Annotated in this window: 18 protein-coding genes; 16 read left to right on the forward strand and 2 right to left on the reverse strand. The window is 28.6% G+C overall.

All coding sequences use genetic code 11. The annotated features are described in order from the left end of the window. Window positions 1-245 precede the first annotated feature (245 nt). The 16 genes from CLTEP_RS06420 to CLTEP_RS06490 all read left to right on the forward strand — a co-directional run bounded on the left by CLTEP_RS06420 (window position 246) and on the right by CLTEP_RS06490 (window position 23,264). Window positions 246-2,708: a hypothetical protein gene (locus CLTEP_RS06420; RefSeq protein WP_066824293.1), complete on the forward strand. Its 2,463-nt coding sequence runs from the start codon at window positions 246-248 to the stop codon at window positions 2,706-2,708. A 22-nt stretch (window positions 2,709-2,730) separates the two neighbouring features. Then, complete coding sequence (locus tag CLTEP_RS06425) at window positions 2,731-3,390, forward strand: hypothetical protein (RefSeq protein ID WP_066824295.1); 660 nt, start codon at window positions 2,731-2,733, stop codon at window positions 3,388-3,390. Between the two features lie 747 nt (window positions 3,391-4,137). Next, a complete protein-coding gene (locus CLTEP_RS06430; RefSeq protein ID WP_066824298.1) occupies window positions 4,138-4,320 on the forward strand; it encodes a hypothetical protein in 183 nt (60 codons plus the stop codon). Between the two features lie 311 nt (window positions 4,321-4,631). Further along, window positions 4,632-4,886, forward strand: a complete 255-nt coding sequence (locus CLTEP_RS15580) for a leucine-rich repeat domain-containing protein (RefSeq protein WP_423230730.1) — start codon at window positions 4,632-4,634, stop codon at window positions 4,884-4,886. Between the two features lie 328 nt (window positions 4,887-5,214). After that, window positions 5,215-6,198, forward strand: a complete 984-nt coding sequence (gene galE, locus CLTEP_RS06435; protein ID WP_066824301.1) for a UDP-glucose 4-epimerase GalE — start codon at window positions 5,215-5,217, stop codon at window positions 6,196-6,198. Window positions 6,199-6,450: 252 nt separating this feature from the next. Then, window positions 6,451-8,013, forward strand: coding sequence for a DUF5050 domain-containing protein (locus CLTEP_RS06440; protein ID WP_066824304.1), 1,563 nt, complete (start codon window positions 6,451-6,453; stop codon window positions 8,011-8,013). A 115-nt stretch (window positions 8,014-8,128) separates the two neighbouring features. Further along, on the forward strand, window positions 8,129-8,830 hold the full coding sequence (locus tag CLTEP_RS06445) for an Ig-like domain-containing domain (RefSeq protein WP_066824306.1): 702 nt from the start codon (window positions 8,129-8,131) through the stop codon (window positions 8,828-8,830). A gap of 15 nt (window positions 8,831-8,845) precedes the next feature. Continuing rightward, window positions 8,846-13,612, forward strand: coding sequence for a DUF5050 domain-containing protein (locus tag CLTEP_RS06450; protein ID WP_066824308.1), 4,767 nt, complete (start codon window positions 8,846-8,848; stop codon window positions 13,610-13,612). Between the two features lie 306 nt (window positions 13,613-13,918). Then, window positions 13,919-14,746, forward strand: a complete 828-nt coding sequence (locus CLTEP_RS06455; protein WP_066824310.1) for an SLAP domain-containing protein — start codon at window positions 13,919-13,921, stop codon at window positions 14,744-14,746. Window positions 14,747-14,878: 132 nt separating this feature from the next. After that, entirely contained in the window at window positions 14,879-16,315 is a 1,437-nt protein-coding gene (locus tag CLTEP_RS06460) for a S41 family peptidase (protein ID WP_066824312.1), read from the forward strand. 79 nt (window positions 16,316-16,394) lie between these two features. Further along, entirely contained in the window at window positions 16,395-16,946 is a 552-nt protein-coding gene (locus CLTEP_RS06465; protein ID WP_066824315.1) for a manganese efflux pump, read from the forward strand. A 15-nt stretch (window positions 16,947-16,961) separates the two neighbouring features. After that, window positions 16,962-18,419, forward strand: coding sequence for an aminoacyl-histidine dipeptidase (locus tag CLTEP_RS06470; RefSeq protein WP_066824318.1), 1,458 nt, complete (start codon window positions 16,962-16,964; stop codon window positions 18,417-18,419). A 363-nt stretch (window positions 18,420-18,782) separates the two neighbouring features. Further along, window positions 18,783-20,483, forward strand: a complete 1,701-nt coding sequence (locus CLTEP_RS06475) for a phospho-sugar mutase (RefSeq protein ID WP_066824321.1) — start codon at window positions 18,783-18,785, stop codon at window positions 20,481-20,483. A gap of 119 nt (window positions 20,484-20,602) precedes the next feature. Beyond that, the gene (locus CLTEP_RS06480; protein ID WP_066824324.1) at window positions 20,603-21,034 is read left to right on the forward strand and encodes a Fur family transcriptional regulator; all 432 of its coding nucleotides are present in this window, start codon (window positions 20,603-20,605) and stop codon (window positions 21,032-21,034) included. A gap of 106 nt (window positions 21,035-21,140) precedes the next feature. Beyond that, a complete protein-coding gene (locus CLTEP_RS06485) occupies window positions 21,141-22,199 on the forward strand; it encodes an HD-GYP domain-containing protein (RefSeq protein WP_066824328.1) in 1,059 nt (352 codons plus the stop codon). A 24-nt stretch (window positions 22,200-22,223) separates the two neighbouring features. Next, window positions 22,224-23,264 (forward strand): rhomboid family intramembrane serine protease, encoded by a 1,041-nt coding sequence (locus CLTEP_RS06490; RefSeq protein ID WP_066824331.1) that lies wholly within the window; start codon window positions 22,224-22,226, stop codon window positions 23,262-23,264. 532 nt (window positions 23,265-23,796) lie between these two features. On the opposite strand, the gene CLTEP_RS06495 is transcribed toward CLTEP_RS06490, so the two are convergent. Together CLTEP_RS06495 and CLTEP_RS06500 are read right to left on the reverse strand one after the other, a co-directional pair. Continuing rightward, window positions 23,797-24,102 carry a nucleotidyltransferase family protein gene (locus CLTEP_RS06495; protein WP_066824334.1) on the reverse strand — a complete coding sequence of 102 codons (306 nt, stop codon included), beginning with the start codon at window positions 24,100-24,102 and terminating at the stop codon, window positions 23,797-23,799. A gap of 2 nt (window positions 24,103-24,104) precedes the next feature. Further along, a complete protein-coding gene (locus CLTEP_RS06500) occupies window positions 24,105-24,506 on the reverse strand; it encodes a nucleotidyltransferase substrate binding protein (protein ID WP_066824336.1) in 402 nt (133 codons plus the stop codon). Window positions 24,507-24,541 lie beyond the last annotated feature (35 nt).

Consider the following 24,541-nt stretch of genomic DNA (forward strand, 5'->3'; position numbering starts at 1 on the left):
TTGGCTAAAGTAAAACATCGAAACTTCAAGTGAAACTCTACTCCACTTGAGTCAAAAGCTTCAATTTCTCATTTATAGAAGAGGTGTTTTGTAAAATCGATGAAAATTAAAAAGGTAAGAACATATGATGAAAATCAAAAAAGGCAAGAGCATATAATCAGGCGAATATAATCAAGAACATATAATAATGATAGCAAAGAACTGAAATTAGTTTTATGAAAGTATTGGGGAGTGGGGGATAGAATATGCGAAAAAAAAGTATAGTTACAGGATATTTTATAGTGTGTATAATTTTTGCAATAATAATCTTTAATGTATCGGATTGCTTGAGTGTAAAGGCAGTAACGACTTCGGAAGAAAAAAAAGTAGAGTGTATAGGGAATGTGAATTGTTTTTTTATAGATAGTTCTTTTATAAATATTTTAGCGAAAGGTAATGAAATAATAGTAGAGGTGAAATACAATGGTAACCAAAATATAGAAAAATGCATTCAGATATGGGGTAATTCAGGAAATGGATGGGTTCTTGTGAAGGATTTTGATTCAACATTAAATAGAACAAACCATGCTGTGAATAAAACCAAGAATAGTACAAATAACAATGATATAAATAAGACAAGCAAGACAAGCAAGACAGGTAAGACAAGCAATGCCATAAATTTAAGTTATGGAAATAAAAAATATGTTTATACATGGAATTTGAGGAATATTGATAAATATAATGAATCATATTACAAACCCTATTTAAAGAAAAATGAAGGTATATATAAAGTTTATGTAAGGTATAAAAAAGGCAGAACATACAGAGAATTTTACAAAACTTTTTATTTAAAGGCTGATAATACTTTAGAAGAAACCAAAATAATAACTTCTTTTGATTTATGGAATAACGCTATGTATGCAAATTATATTCCATTAATTATGAATGCAGACATAAATGATACAAAAATAAATGGCAGATACAGAAATAATATAGACACAAATAGTACAAACAAGAGTGGTGCAGATACAAGTACAAGCACAAGTAGTACAGATATAAGTAGTGCAAGTAAAAATAGCACAGACAGAAGTAGTATAAGCCAAAGTAGTACGAACAGAAGTAATGCAGATACAAGTACAAGCAAAAATGGTATAAATAGAAATAATGCATACACAAATAGTACAAGTAGTAAAAACAGGGATAGTACAAACAAAAGTAATACAAGCGGTAATACAACCAAAAATAGTACAAGTGCAACCAAAAGTAGTATAAGTAAAAATACTATAAATAGAAACAGTATGAATATAAATAATGTGCTAAACAGTATGTTTGATGATATAGAGAATTTTCCTATGGAAACATTTGAAGTAACAGATTCACCAGTTGTGGCGTATCAGAATGTTCCTTTCCTTATATTCACTATTAAAAATGATTCTAGTTTAATTCATGCAATAAGAATAGTGGGTTACAATGATACGGCTTTAAATGAGAACATTGATAGGCTTGATTTGTGTTTATTGGATAGAAATGTATGGATATGGACACCTAAAAGAAGTGGCATTTTTAATATAGTTGCATACGATTCTTATGATAAACCTATTGCAAAGAGAAAAGTATATGTAAATTCAGAGAACAATAAATATTTGCAGCTTGATGCTTTAAAAATATGGAATGATGATAATAACACACATGTTGCTGCAAAGATAGCTAAAAGTAAACCTTGTGGATTTGATGAAAATGAAAATAAAATAATGAAATTCACGATAAGTGAACCACATGTTTGGTCAAAAACAATAAAAAATTATGGAGATGTTGTTAGAAAGTCTACCAACAATAAATATAAAAATTATTATGAAATAAATGAGAAAAATGATAATTTTAAATTTAATTATGGAAACTATTTGGTGGGTGTTACGATTAAAAGCAAGTACTCAATAGAATATGAAGATGCGAAATGTCTACATTACAATAAATCATCATATAGTAATTTGAAATTAAATATTATAATGGATACTACTAATACTAAAGAAGATAGTAAAGGTAAATATCCAACTAATTCAAAATTTACTTTTACTGCTAATATTGGTGAAAAAAATATTACAGATAAAAACGATATTGAATATGCTTTTTTATTATGGGATGCTAGAGGGAAAAAATTAATTAAACAGTATAGAAGTTTGGCTAAAGATAATGAAGCTAATAAATTAAATTGGACACCAGCAGACCCAGGGAAATATATAATTTATGCAAGAGTTAGAAGAAGAAGTATTAACAATAATTTACCTAATTCGTATGAGGCTGAAGTGGCTTATCCAATAGAGATTTTTGATAGCAGAGTGGGAAAAATAAATATAGAAAAGATAAGCATAGATAATATGAATGTCCAGGATATTATCAACAATAAAGAAGCAATTACTTCCCATGAAATGCACTATTTAAAAATCAAAGCTGATTATGTTAATACAAAATGTAATAATAATGGAATTAAAGCTAATCAAAGATTGATGTATAAGGTATATGCAATTCATGATGGCTACTGGCAAATGTTGAGTTCTTACAGTAAAATAAATAAAATTCCATTTTACCCTAAGAGCTATGGTGAATATAAAATAATTGTATTAGTAAAGGATTCATTATCAGGAGCTGGAGAGGTAAGAAAGGAATTTAATATAAATGTTAAAAAGAATTGTGTAGATTGGAATTGGTGCTGGAATTGCGGGAATAATTAAATAATTAAATGGGGTACAGCATATGGAATGTAATAAAAAAACAAATCATTCTCTCTTATTAAAAGTATTATTTATGATTACTATAGTATCAATTACGATTAATATAATTTTGTGTGGCACTATAAATATTAATAAAAAAAGATATGAGACATCAATTAAGGAATGTATATCTAAAAGAAAGTCTCTTGATGGAATTTTGAATGTAAGAAAAAAAGAACTTGATGAAATGTTTGATAAATATTATTCTGATAAATTAAGAGAACTTATGGGTAAAGATGATTTAGTAATACTTGCACAAAAGCAGTGGAATTATGTATTAACAGTGAACGGAAAAAAACTTAGAGGAAACACCATCTATATAACCGATAATCATATCAAAATCGTGTTGGCCGAATTTACCAACAAAGAAAGGGTGTTGCCTAAAGAAATACTTATGAAAGGTACATTAACTGGTGGGGATCCAAATGACAGTTTGGATTCTCATTTAAAGATTATTTCACAGGAGAAATACAATAAACATCAAGAAGAGAAAGAAGGAAACAAGAGAATAATTTATGAATTTAATAATATACCTCGAGGTACAATAATCACGCTAAAATTAAGTGAAATACTTAAAAGCAGATTAAACTTAGATAAAAATAAATATCCTTCTAGCAATGAATATGAAATTGTAATTAGGTAACTGATATTGAACAATAGTTCTTATTCTTTAATGATATAGTTTTTTAGATTATTTACGATCTGTTATCCTGAAATTGTAATCATATTAATATTTTGTAAAAAACAAGTTAATCTATAATTTTTAATATAAATCTAAAAACTATATTTTGTTCTATATTTTTTTAATTACAAAATATTTCTTTATATCTCTTTTTATTTTTTTGAATAAAAAGAGATATTTCTATTATTTATATATTTTCTGTTTAGAAGTATTCCATATTATTATACTTCTTACGATATGATTGCGATATTCCTTAATATAAAATGACCTAATATTAAGAATTTGAGTTCGTAAATATGGAAATAGTTACAATGAAGGTAATATATATAATATGAGAACTCCAGAATCTATCAGAGATATTAAAACAATTAAAGGTATGAGGGTGATTTAAAAATATCAATTGATAAATTATAAGTAAAATGGTATAATCTAAAAAAATGATAACAATTTAAAATTGACTCGTTATTTTAAACTGCATAATTCAATTGAATATTTTGTTTGTGACGAAAATACAATTCTATCTGAAATAGTACGTCAATAATAATAATATAAATGAATTGAGCGGTAATTCGTAATAAGTACAAATTTCTTAATAGGGGGATATGCAAAAATACCTATATATCAACTGCGCTAAAATATGATTATGTTAAAATATGGCAAAGAAGGGAGTAAATATTCATGTAAAAAAAGATACCAATTATAATATTAATGTTACTTTTAGTTGGATGTACTGGTAATGATAATATTGTTACAAATAAAAATAAAGAAATAAATTCTACTAAAAGTATTAGTACTATTGAAAATAAAAAAGATGACTTTAGTGAGAAAGATGACTCTAATAAGAAAGATGAAATAATAACTTTCAAAGATAAAAATTTAGAAAAAAAATAAGAGAGGCTATAAATAAATCTACTGGAGATATTTTCAAAAGTGATGTTAATGTAGTAACTGAGTTAAATTTAGATAACAGTCAAATAACAGATATAAGGCATTTGAAAGAAAATAACAAGTCAAAGATGCGACGTATATTTTGTGAAATACAAAGAGTTGGGTTCCGCTGATAGTAGGTTCTATCAACGGGTTCCAACGATGAAGTAGTTCGCAAAATAGACTAGCATACTGACTAGTTATTTTTTTGAAAATGCCTAACATCATTAAAAAAATTAACTAGTTTAAATTTAAATAGTAATCTAATAACAGATATAACACCATTAAAAAATTTAACTAATTTAAAAAAATTAATATTATATAATAATCAAATAAAAGATATATCTTTATTGAAAAATTTTAATAATTTAACTGATTTAATGCTGCAAAATAATCAAATAACCGATATATCTCCATTGAAAAATTTAACAAATTTGACTATTCTAGAATTGCAGAATAATGAAATAAAAGATATAACTCCATCGAAGAATTTAACCAATTTGACTAACTTAATGTTGAAAAATAATTAAATATTAGATTATTTTTCAACTAAATCATATAATTGAGAAGTAAAAGAATTGCTATAGATAATAATTCTACAGCACTTGATATTAAGGAATTTATCACCAGACAATAAAAAAGTTTCAAAAAATAATGTATTCAAAAGTTAATTTAAATAATGCATTAGAACTAAATAAAGCATTTAACAGATAAAATGGAAAAAATTACACCCCTGGGGTGTGTATTACAAAGAAGAGAGATATATAATAGAAAATTTTTATATTCTAATTTAATGCACCCCAGGGGTGCATTTTGTGGTATAATTAGGCATATATTGTAGAAGAGGGAGTGAAATTAATGAATGTATTGGTTTGTGGCGGAGCTGGATATATAGGAAGTCACATGGTTGCTGAACTTATAGAAAATGGACATGATGTTGTTGTTTTCGACAATCTCCAAAAGGGGCATAAAGAGGCTCTTTTAGGCGGAAAATTTTACAAAGGTGATTTAAGAGATAGACAAGCACTACATAGGGTTTTTAATGAAAATAAAATAGATGCAGTAATTGATTTTGCAGCTGATTCATTAGTTGGTGAAAGCGTACAAGAACCTGTAAAATATTTTGAAAACAATATTGGCTCAACAGTGAATTTATTGGGTGCAATGAAAGAACATGGAGTAAAGTACATAGTATTTTCTTCGACAGCAGCGGTGTATGGTGAACCCGAAAATATACCTATTGTTGAAGAGGACAAGACATTTCCAACGAATCCATATGGAGAGTCAAAGTTGGCGGTGGAAAAGATATTAAAGTGGTGTGACAATGCTTATGGCATAAAGTATACTGCACTTAGGTATTTTAATGCTGCAGGTGCACATATAAGTGGGAAAATAGGAGAGCATCACAATCCGGAAACTCATTTAATACCAATAATTTTGCAAGTTGCTCTTAAAAAGAGGGAAAAAATAATGGTATTTGGTGATGATTATGATACAAAAGATGGCACATGTATTAGAGATTATATACATGTTTCAGATTTAGCTAATGCACATCTATTGGCACTTGAGAGATTGATGAGCGGTAATGATAGCAAAATTTATAATTTAGGCAATGGAAAAGGATTTTCGGTTAAAGAGGTTATAGAAACAGCAAGAAATGTTACAGGAAAAGAAATCAAAGCTGAAATTGCAGCTAGAAGAGCTGGAGATCCAGCAGTTTTGGTAGCTTCAAGTGATAAAGCAAAATCAGAATTGGGATGGAAACCTAAATATGATTCATTGGAAACTATTATAGAGACAGCTTGGATATGGCATAAAAATCATCCATATGGATATTGTTAAGACAGATATACTGATTAAGTTGTATATTTAAAATTAAGTGCTAATTTTATATTGGATAATGTTAAAATAGCTATACTAATTAAGAAAACACAAATACTTACGATAACTTATGTGTAAGTGTGTATAAATAAATGTATATACAATATATGTATAAAACTTCAATAAAGCATTTAGAAGAAAATAACAAGTCATATTTACTATAAAATTCTGAATTACTTATTGAAGGTACAAAAGTATAGGAGGTTATACTGAATGAAGAAAAAACTATTATCTGCAGCAATAATTACAGCTATTATGTTCGGTTCGACAGCAAATGCGGAAGTTCCACCACATTCTGTTATAATAGGTGATAAAGCATATTCGATTGATTATATTGTTAAACCGGCAAATTTTGCTGAAATAGATTCACAACTTAACAAAAGTGCTAGCGTTTATTATGTTAGTTCAACTAGAATTATAAATTTATTTACAGGAAGACCTATAAGCTATTCATTGATTTCGTCATTTCCTCAACTTTCATACAAGGATGGGGATGGTGAGAAGTATACAGTATTAGCTGGAAATGGTAAACTAATACATGAAACAAATCCTTTTATGGCTTCTGCAAATGTAAGCATTGGAAATGGTATGACTTTATTTAAAAATATTAAGATTACTACGACGGTTCCGGATGTATGTTATTATACTATTGAAAATGGTACATCAATTCAAAAAATAGGACAAACTGTAAAATGTGCGACTGATGGAAATTATGTTAAAGTGAAGTTTTTGGCTTATGATAAGAGAACACTAATTGCGGAGGGTCAATTAGATGTTTCATCTTCTGGCAATAGAGTTGTTAGTAATTTGAATTTTGTTTTAGGAAATACACCTGGAAATATTTCTAATTTAGGACTTGTTGCTAAGGATAAAAATTGGATTTATTACAGAAATCCAAAGAAAAGAGGGAGAATATATAGGATCAAAACGGATGGGGTTGGAGAAGAAGAAATATCATCTAAGGAGAATATAGAGTACATAAATATTGTTGGTGAAGATCTGTATTTTGTTTCAGTTGGTGATGAAAAAAATCCTACAAACATATATAGGATGGATAAAAGAGGACTAGGTGTAAAAAGTGCAATTTATCAGTATTCTAGTGATAAAAAACCTATAAATTTTGGAGATATAAAGGATGTTATGGTTGCGGGTAACTATGTATATTATATAGACGCTAAAACAGGATTCCTTTCTAGATTTAAAACAAAGTATGCAGGAGGAAAATATGTTTTAGATGGCAAAATTAAGAAAGTTACCAAAGACATGGTTGAAGATGTTAATATGTACAAAAACTATATATACTATGTGAATGTCTCAGACTATAACAGGATTTATAGATTGAATATTATGACTGGTGAAAATACAAGATTAACTAATTTTGAAGCTAAGCATATAAATATTCAAGGGGATTGGATTTACTTTAGAAACTATTCTGATGATGAAAAACTTTATAAAATCAAAACAGATGGTACTCAATATACAAAACTATCAGATGATATGGCATTTAATATAAATGTATATGGAGAATGGATTTATTATAAAAATGCTTCTGATAATAATTTTCTTTACAAAATAAGAACAGATGGTTCTGGTGGAAAAGAAGAATATATAACTGGTCAAATTATTTCTAAGAGTGGGTATAAGATTTCAGCTGATAGGGTAGGAAATATAAATGTTATAGGAGATTGGATTTATTTTACTAAAGATAAAGAAAGCAGAAGTATTACAATAAACAAAATAAGAGCTGACGGAAAGAATAGGAAGCAAGTAGATTAAACTTGTTTTGCTGATGTAGAACTTTGCGATTTCATATGAATATTCTACTTTACTTGAGGCAAAAAGCTTTAATATAGTCTTATGGAAATGGGAGTATTAAGGAATTGATAAATAAGTGAAAGATGGTGATTATTTGAAATATATAAAATTCAGCAAACTACTTTTAATGATAGTATTGTTATTTAATTTTTTGGATTTTACTTATGTTTTTGGTGATGAATACTGCATTAAAAATACTAAATTAGATGTAAAACCTAATAAGATTTGGAGTATAAAATTTAATAAAGATATAGATACCAATTCAATCAAAGATGATTCAGTTAAAGTTGTTGACAGTAATGGAAATAAGATGGATATAAAACTGAAAACGAAGCTTGATGATTCCACGGTTTTAGAAGTTATTCCTCCAGATGAAGGATATGTTTTTGGAGAAACTTATACTTTATATGTTTCTGATGATATAAAGGATGTATCTGGCAATAAGCTCTCAAAACCGGTAAGAATGAAATTTACTATTAAGTCTACTGAATATGATTATGCTACTGCAAAGGTTGAGGTGGGAAATGAACATTTATCTAACATCAAGGTTATTAAGGTGAAGAATACTTCTTTGAAAAGTGCAGTTAAGTATTGGGTTGAGAATCAATTCAGTGAATATGATAATGAAAAGGTGTACATAGGTGCTAAAGCAGAAGTTATTATTTTGACAGATAATGCAATTGTTCATTTTTATGATGCCGAAGATAATGAGGTTGCAAGTGGTGTGTTGAATGTTGGAAGTAGTGCTGATAATATACAATTCAATATATCAAAGTAGGGAGAGTGATTCGAATTGAGAAGGAAAGTTGGCTTACTCATATTAATATTGTTTTTTATCATGAAACCTGTCATGTGTTTCGCTGATGATGAGGATAAATATAAAATATATAATTCTGTAGATAATGTTCCTGTAAATAAAGTATGGAAAATAAATTTTAGTAAGAATTTAGATAAGTATTCAGTAAAAAATTATAATATTGAGGTTTTGAATAGTAGGAAGATGACAGTACCTATAAATGTTATTCTTGATAAAAACAAAAAGACAGTATTAGTATCACCTAAAAGTTACTATAAATTCAATGAGAAATATACTTTAATTGTAACTAAAAAAGTAAAGTCTGATAAAGGTGAGTATATTAAGATACCTGTAAAAATGGAGTTTACTACTGAAAGCGGTACTGAATCTAAAGATATTTATTCTGAATTTCCGGATGATGAAAGTGCATTTATTATAGTAGATAATATGGTCTATGCGATAGATTATTTTAATAAGGAGAAGAATGAATATTTTAGTGATAAGGTTTATGATGATGTCAGAGAAAAACTAATGAGTGAAAAATATTTAATATATCATAGAGATAAGTATAGTAGGGAATCGATAGAAGATAAAATATCGTTATATTTTAAATTCACAACATCCATAAGAGAACAGGATAATAAAAAGGTTCATTTATACGATAAATTAAATTATTTAGATAAAGATGGAAAGGTTTTTACTTATGAATGGGATGAGGTTAATAATGTATATAAATTTATAGTTCCCAATGTTTATATAGATGTTTTTAAGAAAAACGAAGATACAATGGTAAAGATATCTGATGTTAAAGGAGTATATGGTGCAGAAAAATTTAAATTTGAAGATGATAACAATATATACAAAATAGGGGATTCGGTTGTTAATAATTTTAACAATGAAGATGAGAAATTGTATATTTTGTCGAAAGATAATTATATTTTAGCGACTACAATTTTGGATACAGTATATTCAACTAGAGGACATAATAAATTGAAGTTAGAACATTATGATTATTATAGGAAACCTGATGAAAATATAGATACTGGTGATATTGGCAAAAATGTGGATTATAATAAATATGGGAATTCATCTGGCAATATAATCAATAATGGGTATGTTGCATCAGATAAGAAAAATTATATATTCTATGTAAATACAGGTGATAATAATAGGCTATATAAGCTTAAAACCGATGGCCGATTTGATAATGCAATGAGCAATGATTATGCACAGTATATAAATTCATACAGTGGATATATTTACTACAGTAATTATGCTGATGATGGTAAGCTATATAGAGTGAAAGCAGATGGATCTGCAAGGGAAAAGTTAGTCGATGACATGGCGGCATATGTTACTGTTTATAATGGATGGGTGTATTATAGTAATCACTCTGATGGAGGAAGAATATATAGGATAAAGATTAATCCAGATGGTAAAGTAGATAACAATTTTATTACCAAGGAAATAGATGGCAGAAAGCATGGAAAGCCTATTACAGATGTTTATGAAGATGAAGCTGCTTATATAAATGTAATTGGAGATAAAATAATATATACAAATGTATCAGATGAAAACAAGCCATACATGATTAAGGATTTGTATAAGTCTACTCCGCTTTCAGAAAGTAAGTTAATGAGATGCAAGTTGAATAATGAATGGATGGAAGCTATCCAAGTAGTTGGAGATTGGATATATTATACTACGAGTGAGGGAGATTTGAATAAAGCGAAATTAGATGATGATAGAATAGTCCCTCTTAGAGGTGTTGTTAGAAAATTTGATAAAGGATATCATCTTAATGCATATGGAGATTGGATATATTACAGCAACGCACTTGATGATGGTAAACTTTACAAAATAAATATAGATGGTAGTGGAGAAAAAGTAAAATTATCAGATGACACAGTGACATATATAAATATAGTTGATAATTACCTATACTATGTAAGTGATAATAAGCTATATAGATTGATGATAGATAGAATAGGTGTTGTAGAACCTGAAATAATAACAAAAGAACCTCCTAAAAGAAATATAGAACAGATTAAAGATATAAAGAAGATAGTTTCTTATGATGAGGTAAATGAAGAATTGGAAATATTAGAAAAAAAATATTTACCAGAAAAAGTTCCGGCAATAATGGATGACAACACAATGCAGGAGCTTGCAGTTGATTGGGACAAGAAAAACGTTGAAAAAAGCAAAGGTTCATATTTCTATGAAGGAGAAGTAATGGGATATGATAAAAAAATCAAATTAGAACTTGTAATACCTTCAGAGATGTTAAATGAGAACAATGATGTTATTGTATACAACAATCCAGATAATAAAGCTGATATTGTTGTTGTTAGAAGTGAATATGAGAACAGTTTGTATGCAAAACCACCTAAGCTAGTTGTAGGCGATGTTGTAAAAATTTATGAGGATAAGTATTTAGAAAAGCCTCTTGCAACTGCAGAAGTTGTCAAAGATGGTAGATATAATGAGGCTATTTTAAAAGGACTTGATATTGATACATTAGGAAAGCAGAATTACTATTTAACTATTACAAGAGGTGAAAAAGGTGAAAGTTTACCTACTGAAATTAAGATACCAGATGCACCAACTATTCTTAAAGCTGGTGATGAGGATTATACGAATATAGGAGTTAATCTAAAGGATTGTTATGTAGATGAATTTTTACATTCAGAGATAAGTGGTAATAATAGTGAATTTGAGTTGAATATAAATGGATATAGATTATATCTTATTAATTCAAATGATAAACTTAATATGATTCAAGATTCAATTGTTCCTGTTGATGATGATATTGATATTAACGATAATAATTGGTCATTTAGTGAACTTGAGGATAAATTAATAAGCTCAGGTATGAGCAGTAATGATATTAAAAAAATTCTTATAAAAGATAGTTTAGGGAAATTGATTAAGCAGGCTAAATATAATGTTTATGTGGCTACTAAATTTAGTGGATATGCATCACCGGATGGAAGAGGAGAAAGACCGAACGTAATAGGTTATATTTCAAGTGATGGTTATGCTATTGATATGATAAGTGATGGATTGCCAAATAAACCAGTTATTACAGAAACTAAAGTTAAACCAGGCGATAAGATTGAATTGAATAAGCCTATTCCTAAAGGAGAAATAGCTTATGTTGTTCCAGAGGGAGAAATATTTGATAATAGTATTACTAATTTAAATGGTTGGCTCGCAGAGAGTGGAGAAGAGTGGTACTATGATACGGAAGAAGGACAGGCTGAATTGGATTCTCATCATGTAACTTATTTGGTGGGTAATGGAAAGAATAAGACTATAGATGTTCCTATTGTTGATGATATTATTGCAGATGAAGCAGAAAGATATAGAATAGTTATAAAAAATGGTGTTGGTGTTTCTGAACCATCAGATGAAGCTGTTATACTTGACAATAAATATCCAGAATGGGCGATTTTTAACAAAAAAATATTTGATGAAAATATTGATAATGGAAATGCTGGTAAAGATATAAAAGTGTATTCAAATAATGAGGATTGTTATGCTTATTTAGTTCCTAAAAATGAAGAAATTGAAGATTATAGTTCAATAACTGTTGAAATGCTTGAAGAGGCGATCAGTAAGTCAAGGTATTCAAAAAAGATTCGTGTTAACAAAAAAGAATGGTTTAATACTTCTAATAACTATACTAGAATACCAACTGACAAGCTATACTCAAATTTCATTGCTACGGATTATGATACGCTTCCTAAATATAATTATGTATTGATTTTTGTCGATGATGTAGGAAATGTTGCAAAGCCTATAGATGAAAAAAATTATATAAATGTATTGATAGATGCAAGAAAATTACATGAATTATTGATAGATGCTGAAACAGGCTTGGAACAATTAGAACCTGATGATCCGGCATATGAGAAAAAATATGATATATTAAATTCAGAATATAATAAAGCGAGAACGTTTTTTAATAATGCTGAGCAGTATAGGAACTGTTCTCAAAGAGATGTTGATAATCAGTTTGAATCATTGAAAAAAGCTTTAATAGAAGCTGGAATTGTAAATTGTAGATTTTACGATAAAGGAAATCGTAACGGACAAGAGCAACTTAGAGCTGCTGCAAATAGTTTATATTTAAGATATAAAAATGGTGATGCTGTATCATTTAAGAATGGAAATTCAGGAAATGAGATTTATGTGGCTTATGGTGATTTAGATTTACCAACTGATATACCTGGTACAAATATTGAAATAAAATGGGATTCAAATTCAAGTGATATTGAATCAAATGGTACGGTACGCAGAGAAACAACATCTGATGTAAATGTTAAATTGAAGGTTACTTTAAAATTAGGAGGCAGAAGTATAGTAAAGAAATTAAATGTTTTAGTGCCTCATAGAAGTGGTAATGAAGTTGTTACTATAACAAAACCTGATGGACAGGAAAGAATATTACATGTAAAATTAAATACAATAGAGGGAACGTATACTAAGAGTGATGGAGAATATGATAATGACGGGGAGTTTTATGTATATGTGAGGATAAAGAATTCAGAAGGTAGATATTTGAATGACAAAGGTGAATTTGCAGATTTAATTACACTTACAGCTAAACTTAATGATGACAATACATGGAGCTTGCCAATAAAAGATTATACTATACCAGATGGTCAATATACAATTGAGGCATGGGTATATGATGGAGCTGATGGTGAAAAAGTACGCAGAAATGTAGAGGTTAGTTGGAACTTAAATAAAGAATAGAAAGTTTGATATTAGGAGGAGTTATTCCTCCTAATATTTCTATATCAATAAAAATATATTTAATTTGTAATATGCAGTGTAAATATTTAATATCATATATTTTGTATTAATATTCACTATAAAAATCTCTACATACTGCATTTTTTCGTTGTAATATATATGATAAAAATCTAAATTAGGAATTGAAGAAAAATATATACATTGAAAAATAAAGCAAACTTGTATAAACTATAATGTATGTAGTAGAATTAGAGAGTATAGATTGTATATATTATGTATGCATATATTAGATATGGAGGGAAAAATATGAATAATGATAAAAAAGTTGACAACAAAGGTAAAGAGGTTGATATAGAACTTTCACTTAACAATGTTGATGATACTGTTATGTCCGATTTACATAAGGAGATGCTTAAAGATGAATTATCAAACTTGCCACCTTTAAAGATTGGAGAGGTATCTATAAATGGCGTATATACTTATGATATGGGAGATAAATTAGAGGTAAGTGTATATGTTAGAAATGGTTTTTCAAAGCAAATATCACTAGATATTATGCCATTGGTAATTACAAACAAAAAAGGAGATGTCCTCGCTAAGCAAACTATCGATATGAAGGAATTGGGCATTATTCCATCTATGGGAGGAAGACCTTATAAAGTGTATTTTGACAAGAAAAATGTATTTGTAGAAAAAATACAAGAGGATGATTGGAACATTAAGTTTGAAAAAGAAATTAAAGCATTGAAAACAGTAAATGTTGAACTAGAAGAACTTCCCAAGAATTTATCATTTGAGATGCGAGAGTATATAATGAATCACATTAAGAGTCTTTCTTTAGTAAAAAAAGGTGATGTTAGTTTGAGCACTATAACATTTTCAAAGAAACGAAATGGCTCAATATCTATTGTTTTGATGGTAAGAAACGGAACAGATAAAAAAATTAAAATTGAAAAACTTCCTATAAGCATAAAAGATAATGAGAATAATTTTGTTGGGGGAGGATTATTCGAAATAGATAATATTGAGGTTAATCCTGGTAAAGCAAAAGTATATGATTTTGTATTAAAGCCTGAAAAGATTGTTAATAAGGATGCTGATTTAAGCAAATGCAAGGTGTACTTTACAAGGTAAGAGTTTGTTTAAGGAGAAAACTTAAGAAATATTTGAAGCTTTAACATATATAAGCATTGTATTGAAGCTTTTTGCTTTAGCAAAACGAGTTCATTTAACTTAGCAGAATGAGTTCATTTAGGAGGAGTATATGTGAAATCAAGGTATATTGGTGGTAAAAAATTAGGGGGTATAATAGCTTTTTTTACATTTATTATTATAAACTTAAATTTTACAAATATATTTGCTATAGAGGGTAGTACAACTAAAGAAATTGTACTAAATCAGGTTAGAAGTAGTATAGAGTATTACTATTACAAAGATGTACCAGATAAAATTTTAAATCTAAATACTCCAGAAGAGATAGTTAATGCGTTGAATGAACCATATACAAAATACATGTCAAAAGAAGAGTATGATGATTTTATTAATTCGATAGATATGAATATATGTGGTATTGGTGTATATGTTGGTGTTGATGAAAAAGGTGTGCTTGTAAAAGAGACAATAAAGGGTTCACCGGCTGAAGAAGCTGGTATTAAATCAGGAGATATTATTTTAAAAGCTAATGATAATTTGCTTACTGGTATGAAATTAGATGATGCGGTAAAATATATAAAAGGTAAAGAGGGTACAAATGTTAAATTGCTTGTAAAAAGAGAAAATGAAAACTTATATTTTAATGTAGAAAGAAGAAAAATAAAGATTCCTAGTGCTGAAGGAAAGGTTATTGATAAGCATATAGGATATATTGTTATTCATTCTTTCAGCACAGATACTAATAAGTATTTTAGTGATATTTTAAAAAAATTTAGAACTCAAAATATTGATAGTTATATTATCGATTTAAGAAATAATGGTGGAGGATATATGTCAACTGCAAGGCGAATTGCGGGACATTTTATAGGTAATAATACTTGCTTAATTGTTAAGGATAGAAAAGGAAAAGAGCAAAAGCTTACTGCTATTGCCCAAAACGAGATTATAGATAAGCCTACAATATTTCTAATAAATCAGTATTCAGCAAGTGCCTCTGAAATATTATCTTCAGCAGTTAAAGATTATGAAAAGGCATATTTTATTGGCACTAAAACATTTGGAAAGGGCGTTGCACAGATAATGTTTGGACTTTACGATGGAAGTGCAATCAAGATCACTACTGAAGAATTTTTTTCGCCTTTGGGAAATAAAATTAATAATATAGGTGTTAAACCTGATTTAATGATTGATGGTGCTGATTCACTGAAAGCGGCAAAAACATTACTTAATTCTTTGTGCATTTATGATTACAAAAAAATTAAAACTTTTTATGATGTTCCACTAAATAAAAAATTCACTATTGTATTTTCAAAGTCAATTGATTGTAATAACATTATTGATGATAGCATAGAACTTATAGAGGCTTCTTCTGGTAAAAAAGTAGCTTTTGATATTAAGAAATCAGGAAAATATAATATAATGCTTATTCCAAAGCATGAACTTTTAAAAAATAGTTGTTACATTTTAATAATAAATGACAGTATAGAAGAGGGAAATGGTGAAAAACTAAAAGAAGGAATTATTAGCGTTATAAATACAAAAACTAACTGATGTATATTGATATAAACAGCAAATGTACTTATATGTAGCTTGCTATTTATCTTTGATATACTTGATTTGGAGGAGAATTATGTCTTTTTATTCATTGCTTATAATTTCTCTTGCATTAGCGCTTGATGCCTTTGGTGTAGCTATTAGCTTGGGACTTTTGGAGAATATTACATTTAAAAATAAAGTTTTGTTTACTATATCATTTGGATTTTTTCAATTTTTATTAGCATTTGTTGGTGCGTATTTTGGTTATTTATTTAACACATATATTGTTTCAGTGCCTAAGGTGATAGGAGGAGTAATAATTGCAACAGTAGGAATACTGATGATTAAGGAAGGTATGGAAAAAAAAGAAGATAAAATGTTGCTAAAAACGAAAATGTATTTTATACTAGGAGTGTCAGTAAGTATAGATGCAGCGGTAATTGGATTTACGGCTCTTAATAATATACAAGGGTTCACTATGTTATTAATGTATACGCTATTTATAGGAGTTACAACATTAGCGGTGTCGGCTACTGCATTTATTATTTCAAAATCCTTGAAGAAAATCGATATGATCAGCAGATATGCTGATTATATTGGTGGTGTTACGCTGATTTTTTTTGGATTAAAAATGATGTTTTTTTAGAAAGGATGATGTAAAATGTTAGAAAGCTTAAAAAATCTTAATTCCTATGAAGCATTTAAGTATTTCAAGGAAATGAACCAAATTCCTAGAGGGTCAGGAAACGAAAAAGCGGTTTCAGATTGGCTTGTAGCTTTTGCTAAAAAGCATAATTTAGAGGTGATTCAAGATGAAGCACTAAATGTTATAATTAAGAAACCAGGAACAAAAGGATATGAAAATGCACCAACAGTTATTTTACAAGGTCATATGGACATGGTATGTGAAAAGAATTTAGATACTGTTCATGATTTTGAAAAAGATCCAATTAAGTTCATTGTTGATGGAGATTTTTTAAGAGCTGATGGAACTACATTGGGTGCTGACGATGGAATAGCAGTTGCATTCTGCTTAGCAATTTTAGCATCAGATGATATACCACATCCACCACTTGAAGTTTTGATAACAACAGAAGAAGAAACAGGAATGGGTGGAGCTATTGCAGTAGATCCGAAGAATTTGAGTGGCAGATATTTGATAAATATAGATTCAGAAGAAGAAGGAAAGCTTCTAGTAAGCTGTGCAGGTGGTGTTAGGGAATTAATTAAGCTTCCTATAAAGTGGGAGGATGCCCCTTACGATTATGTTACTTATTTAGTTAAGATAAGAGGTCTAAAAGGTGGACACTCTGGCATGGAAATAAATAAGTATAGAGGAAATTCAAATAAATTAATGGCAAGATTTTTGAATGATTTAGAATCTGCTATTGATTTTAAAGTGGCTTCATTAAATGGTGGAGCTAAAATGAATGCAATTCCTCGTGAATTTGATGCTGTAATATTAGTTAAGGATGAAAACAAAGTAGCTTTAGAAGAAAAGGTAAAAGAATGGAATGCAATATTTAAGAATGAATTACAAGCTCAAGATCCAGATGTGAGCTTAACATTTGAAGAGCATGAGAGAGTAACTAAAGTATTTTCTGATGAAACTGCTTCTAAAGCAATAATGACATTACTAATAATACCAAATGGTATTCAAACAATGAGCATGGCTATAGAGGGATTAGTTGAAAGTTCAACAAACATAGGTGTTGTTACAACAGAAGAGGACAAGATAGTGTTTGAAAGTGCTCTAAGAAGTTCTGTTAAAACGTTAAAATATGAAATAGCTGAAAGAGGAAAAGCTATTGCAAAATTAGTTGGAGCAGAAATCGAATTTTTATCTGACTATCCAGAATGGCAGTACAATCCAGATTCAAAGTTGAGAGAAATATGCCTTAAAGTTTATAAGGATATGTATGGAAAAGATGCTCAAATAGATGCAATACATGCAGGCCTTGAATGTGGATTATTAGGAGATAAATTCAATGGTCAATTAGATATGATTTCTATGGGACCAAATTTATATGATGTTCATACACCAGATGAACACTTAAGTATTTCTTCTGCTGAGAGAATGTGGAATTATCTTATTGAGGTATTAAAAGAAATAAAATAATATTTACATTAATGAAGTGTCTAGGAAATAGGTAATAGGTAATAGGTGCTAGGAGAAGAAAGAAGGTACTAGGATAAAACAAGTGTGCTAGTACAGAGATTTTCAATTATATTTTAGAGAAAGCTATCAGAGTGAAATCTGATAGCTTTCTCGTTATAAGGAATTTAAAAAAAATAACTAGTCTGTTTATTTATTATTTATTATTTGTTATTTATTATTTGTTATTTATTATTTGATAGCTATATATTTTTCAGGTATAGTCGATAACTAAAATCAAATGATTAACAATATTAAGAAAAATATGATATAATAAAACAAATAATTGAAATAAGAAAAATTGTAATATTGCTAGGAGGAATTAAGATGGGTTATAGACAAAATTATGAACAATGGTTAAACTCTGAATTCATTGATTCAGAATTAAAAGAAGAGATTAAAAATATTAAAGATGAGAAGGAAATTGAAGATAGATTTTATAAGAATTTAGAGTTTGGTACAGGCGGACTCAGAGGAATTATGGGTGCTGGAAGCAATAGAATGAATATACATACAGTTGGAAAAGCAACACAAGGACTTTCCGATTATCTTTTAGATAAGTATAAAGGGGAGAGAATCTCTGTAAGCATAGCATATGATTCAAGAAATAATTCTGAAAAATTTGCAAAAGAAGCAGCTAGAATTTTTTGTGCAAATGGAATTACTGTAAATTTATTTGACTCTCTTAGACCAACACCTATGCTTTCATTTACAATAAGGCATTTAAATTGTAAAGCAGGAGTTGTTGTAACTGCATCACATAATCCAAAAGAGTATAATGGATATAAGGTTTATGGAGAAGATGGTGGGCAAATTACTGATAATAGTGCTGAAAAAATAATTTCTTATATAAATAAAATTAAGGATTTCTCTGTAATAAAGATAATGGACTACAATGAAGCAATAGAAAAAGGTTTATTAAATATTATTGGAGAAGATGTTGATAAAGCGTATTTTTCCAATGTAAAGAGTTTAACAATAAGAAAAGAATTGGTAGAAGAACATGCTAAGGACTTGAAAATTATTTATACACCTCTTCATGGAAGTGGTAATATACCTGTTAGACGAGTTTTGAGGGAATTAGGTTATGAAAATTTATCAGTAGTTAAAGAACAAGAATTGCCTGATGGTAATTTTCCAACGGTTTCTTACCCTAATCCAGAAGAAAAAGAAGTATTTAATTATGCACTTAATATGGCAAAATCACTTAAGCCAGATATAATATTTGGAACTGATCCTGATTGCGATAGGATAGGAGTTGTAATAAAGGACAGCACAGGTGAATATAAAACGTTAACTGGTAACCAAACAGGAATACTTCTTACGAATTACATTGTAAAATCAATGAAAGAAATGGGGAAACTTAGCGATAAAGATGTAGTTGTTAAGACAATAGTGTCAACTGATATGGTAAGAAAAATTTTAAATGAATATGGTGTTGAACTTATTGAAGTACTTACTGGTTTCAAATATATAGGTGAAAAAATAAAAGAATTTAATGAAAGTGGAAATAAGTCATTCTTATTTGGTTTTGAAGAAAGCTATGGATATCTTGCAGGTGATTTTGTAAGAGATAAAGATGCTGTAATAGCTGCTATGCTTATATGTGAAATGACACTTTATTATAAGAATAAGGGTATGTCTTTGTATGATGCACTTGTTGAATTGTATGAAAAGTATGGATATTACAAAGAAGAACTTGTTTCTATAAAGCTTGAAGGAAAAGAAGGAAGAGAGAAAATTGCTAAAGTGTTGGATTTCTTTAGAAACAATATTGGTGATGAAATTAATGGTGTTAATATAATTGATAAAAAAGACTATATTACTGGTATTGATAATCTTCCGAAGTCAAATGTATTAAAGTTTACATTAGAAGACAATTCATGGTTTGTTGTAAGACCTTCAGGCACAGAGCCTAAAATGAAAATCTATTTCTCTGTTACGGGAGAAAGCAGCAACGATGCCGAAATGAGGCTTGAAAAATTCAAGAACAATATAATAAACATTGTTGAAGATATAATTAAGTAAATATGAAATTAAATAAAATCCAGTAGAATAATAAAGATTCTGCTGGATTTTATTTTTGATGATTTTTTTTCTCTTCTGTTGTAAAATGTAATAGAATTATTAAATGAGGAGAGAGTACATTGGATACTGTAGCATATTTGAAAAATAAAAATATAAAAATAACAAAGGCAAGGGTAAGTATATTGGAAATATTAATTGAAAATGATTTTCCTATTAATGCTGAAAGTATATTTGAATTATGCAGAAAAAGATATTCAAATATAAACATTTCAACTGTGTATAGAACTCTTGATATATTTGTAAAGAATGGAATTGTGAACAAATTTGATTTGGGCAGGGGTAAGTATAGCTATATATTAAAAAATAGGGGGCATAAACATGTAGTGCAATGTCAGATTTGCAATAAAAAAGTTGAATATGATTGTGTAATGCCTCAGATAAAGGAGATACTAAAGAAAGAAACAGGATTTACACTTTTGAGTGGTGAGCTCGTGTTGAATGCTATATGTGATGAGTGCAAAAACAAGAAGGATTGTAATAAGGACAATTAATATAATATATTTTGATATTCTTTGTCGAAATATTGGAAATTGTTAAATAAAATAGTATAATATATAATGATGAACAAATAGAAGAATATAAATTTTAGGAGGCCACATGAGACTTGAGTTTATAGAAAAAGTTAAAGAAGATGAAATATTGGGGAAGAATATTTATACAGATGATGGAAGTATTCTATTGAGAGCAGGTGTAAAGCTTACAGCCAATTACATAAAAAAGTTAAAACAGCTTGGAGTACTGTATATATATGTAGATGATTATAGACTTGATGATGTTTATGTTGAAGACAGTAGATTAGAAGAAATAAAAATAAATGCTATGAAAAATATATCGAATGTTGTAAAGAATATAAATAATGGGGATAGGAAAGGTACAAGGGAGTCTATTAGTTTTGTTGAAGATATGGTAGAGCATATAATTGAGGAAGGGGATATTACCAAAAGTCTCTATGATATAAAGACATATGATAATTATACTTATATGCATAGTATTGATACATCTATTATGGCAACATTTTTAGGGCTATCTATGGAGTTTAATGAATTAGAATTAAAGGATTTAGCTGTTGGAGCAATTCTTCATGATATTGGGAAAACAAGAGTACCTAGAAGAATAATATGTAAGAAGGGTAAGCTTACAGAAGATGAATTTGACGAGGTAAAGAAGCATCCTGTTTATGGTAAAGAAATGCTTGAAAAACAATTTTCAATTTCAAATAAAGCTTTAAGTGCTATAGAACAACATCATGAAAGAATTGATGGTAAAGGATATCCTTATGGACTTAAAGATGAACAAATATCAAAATTTGGTAAAGTTGTAGCTATCTGTGATGTATATGATGCAATAAGCAATGATAGGACTTATAGAAAAAAGTTTAGTCCAAATGAAGCATATGAACTTATTATGGCTGGAACGGGAACAATGTTTGATCAAAAAATAGTAAATAATTTTAGAAATACTTTTGCTGTTTATCCTTTGGGATGCTGTGTTAGATTATCAAGTGGTATTGAAGGATATGTAATAAGGCAAAATTCTAAATATCCTGATAGACCTATAATAAGAATATTGTATGATAGTGAGACTAGAAAACCTACTCCTTTTTACGAAATAGATCTTCTTCAAAATCCTAGCTTGGTAATAGAAGCAATCGTTTGATAATAATTTTTAGGAGAGAAATATATGAAATATGAAAGCATATTGATTCAAAATATATTGTTAGATAATAGATATAAGGTTATTGAATTAGATAGCAATGGAGAAATTCCAACTGTATGGGCAGTGCAGAGAATAGAGTATGACAGGGAAATATATTTAATATTTTTAAATAAAGAAAACATTTACTACAGAAATGCATATAAGGATATGATATTAAATAACACTATGTACAATGGTACAGGAGTCGAAATAATATATGTTGTTGTAGCGTATAAGGGTGAGGAATATTGGAGAAATATTCTTGCTGATGATTATGAGCTTATTACTAATGTTGCTGTTATAGATTCTCAGGCAAATGATATTGTTCTCAATAGATTAGAAAATATTGATGTGCTGAATGATTTGAAGTTGTCAATGAGAAGAATTGACATAAATAATGGGAAAGGTAAAGAAATATATAAAAGCAGTAAGAGCACCATGTTTTTAATTTTTGTTAATATTTTAGTGTACTTTGTTTTGATGTTTGTTAATGTCAAGAATGGTGGAAATCCATTGAGTATGAGTCCAAAAATTTTGTATATGATGGGTGCTAACGTTAACATTAATATTCTGTTATTAAATGGTCAATTTTATAGATGGTTGTTTGCTATGTTTTTACATGGCGGTATTTTACACATATCGCTTAATATGTTGGCCCTCTACTATGTAGGACCACTAGTTGAGAAGGTTTACGGTAAAGGCAAATTTTTGATAATATATTTTGTTTCGGGTATTTGTTCTTCTATTTTGAGTTCTATGTTTCTGACAACTGTTTCAATAGGAGCTTCTGGAGCAATTTTTGGGCTTTTAGGGGCAGTTTTGGTTTTTGCGTTTAATATGAGAAAGTTTATTGGAAAAGAACTTTTGAAAAATATATTATTTGTTATAGGAATAAATGCTGTAATTGGTTTAACTGTGAGCAGTATAGATAAATTTGGCCATTTAGGAGGACTGATTGGAGGAGTTGTTGTATCGTCACTATTTATTAAGAAAGTAAAGCAAGAACAAATCAAGAGCCAGGACTAGGGGCAGGAGAAAAGGTACTATGTTTTAATCTCTAACTAAGTTACGATTTTGTTTGGCGATTGGTGATTTTGTTTTAGTCTCCAATCTCCAGTCTCCAGTCTCTAATATAAATTTGCAATTTGAAAACTAGTATCTTATTAGGGTAAGTTTGCCAGTTTGCCAGTTTGCCAGGGTACTAGTCTGCTAGTACAGATTTATAACTTGATTGATATATACTTATAATCAGCAGATTCTTTTTATATTGAATTTAAGAAATTGCGTAGCAATTTTATCATTAGCTGGTAACTAGCCCACTGATAACTAGAAATCTTGTTTTAAAAGGGTACTAGAAATGAAGCAGGTTTGCTAGACTGCTAGAGGGCCAGAGGGCTAGTGCAGATTTGCAACTTGAAAACTAGCATATATTTAAGAACAAAGTTCTAGGTATTAGTTTTCATCAAAGTCACAATATGCTTTGGCGACTAGTGATTGGTGATTTTGTTTTAGTCTCCAATCTCCAGTCTCTAGTCTCCAGTACAAATTTGTAACTTGATTACTTTTTTATATATATTTCTTTTCCATAAGTATCAATATGTTTTTTCAAATTTTCATTTGATATATTTTCATAATGTATTATATCAAAATAATATGGTAATGGATAAACCTCATTCAAGTAATCGCTTAATTTTAAAATTGTATTTATCGTTACTTTTTTTCCTGAAACGGCTATATCAATGTCAGAGCCTTTTTTATAATTTCCCATCGCTCTACTACCAAATAAAATTACTTTTTCAATTTCTTCAAATTTACCTATAGCTTCTAAAATATATTTAATATCCCTATCTAATAATCCATACATAGCTATAATTCCTTTGACAATTTTTCATATAATTTTTTTAATTCTATAAAATACACTTCTATTATTTTTTTAAACATTTCATCAGATAAATCTTCATCATAAGTATGGACTGTTAAATTTCTATTAGAAAGAGCATCTATCCAAATATGACCATTATCAATTAAACCTATTTGAAAAGCTTTTTTTATCGCTTCTCTAGGACTCTTAACTATAAATTCTTCGGCTTCCAAATAATCTTTTAAAACTTTCCAAGCCAATTCGAAAGTCATTTCAAAAAACTGAATTATTCCTGCCTTTTCTAACTCAGTTTTAATCTCTTGTTTTGAATATTTTTCTAAAAGCTTATAGGATTTCTCAAAATTTTCAAATCTTTGTCTCCATCTAATATCTTTTAAATTATCCAAATTAAATCACCTCTATACTGCAAAAATGTATTACA

Source organism: Clostridium tepidiprofundi DSM 19306, from assembly GCF_001594005.1.
Classification (GTDB): Bacteria; Bacillota; Clostridia; order Clostridiales; family Clostridiaceae; genus Clostridium_AC; species Clostridium_AC tepidiprofundi.

Excerpts from the sequence above, each read along its gene's own strand:
- CLTEP_RS06470 (WP_066824318.1), top strand. The coding sequence starts at position 16,962 with ATGTTAGAAAGCTTAAAAAATCTTAATTCCTATGAAGCATTTAAGTAT.
- CLTEP_RS06430 (WP_066824298.1), top strand. The coding sequence starts at position 4,138 with ATGTTACTTTTAGTTGGATGTACTGGTAATGATAATATTGTTACAAAT.
- galE (WP_066824301.1), top strand. The coding sequence starts at position 5,215 with ATGAATGTATTGGTTTGTGGCGGAGCTGGATATATAGGAAGTCACATG.
- CLTEP_RS06485 (WP_066824328.1), top strand. The coding sequence starts at position 21,141 with ATGAGACTTGAGTTTATAGAAAAAGTTAAAGAAGATGAAATATTGGGG.
- CLTEP_RS06490 (WP_066824331.1), top strand. The coding sequence starts at position 22,224 with ATGAAATATGAAAGCATATTGATTCAAAATATATTGTTAGATAATAGA.
- CLTEP_RS06465 (WP_066824315.1), top strand. The coding sequence starts at position 16,395 with ATGTCTTTTTATTCATTGCTTATAATTTCTCTTGCATTAGCGCTTGAT.
- CLTEP_RS06425 (WP_066824295.1), top strand. The coding sequence starts at position 2,731 with ATGGAATGTAATAAAAAAACAAATCATTCTCTCTTATTAAAAGTATTA.
- CLTEP_RS06475 (WP_066824321.1), top strand. The coding sequence starts at position 18,783 with ATGGGTTATAGACAAAATTATGAACAATGGTTAAACTCTGAATTCATT.
- CLTEP_RS06420 (WP_066824293.1), top strand. The coding sequence starts at position 246 with ATGCGAAAAAAAAGTATAGTTACAGGATATTTTATAGTGTGTATAATT.
- CLTEP_RS06455 (WP_066824310.1), top strand. The coding sequence starts at position 13,919 with ATGAATAATGATAAAAAAGTTGACAACAAAGGTAAAGAGGTTGATATA.
- CLTEP_RS06440 (WP_066824304.1), top strand. The coding sequence starts at position 6,451 with ATGAAGAAAAAACTATTATCTGCAGCAATAATTACAGCTATTATGTTC.
- CLTEP_RS06495 (WP_066824334.1), bottom strand. The coding sequence starts at position 24,102 with ATGTATGGATTATTAGATAGGGATATTAAATATATTTTAGAAGCTATA.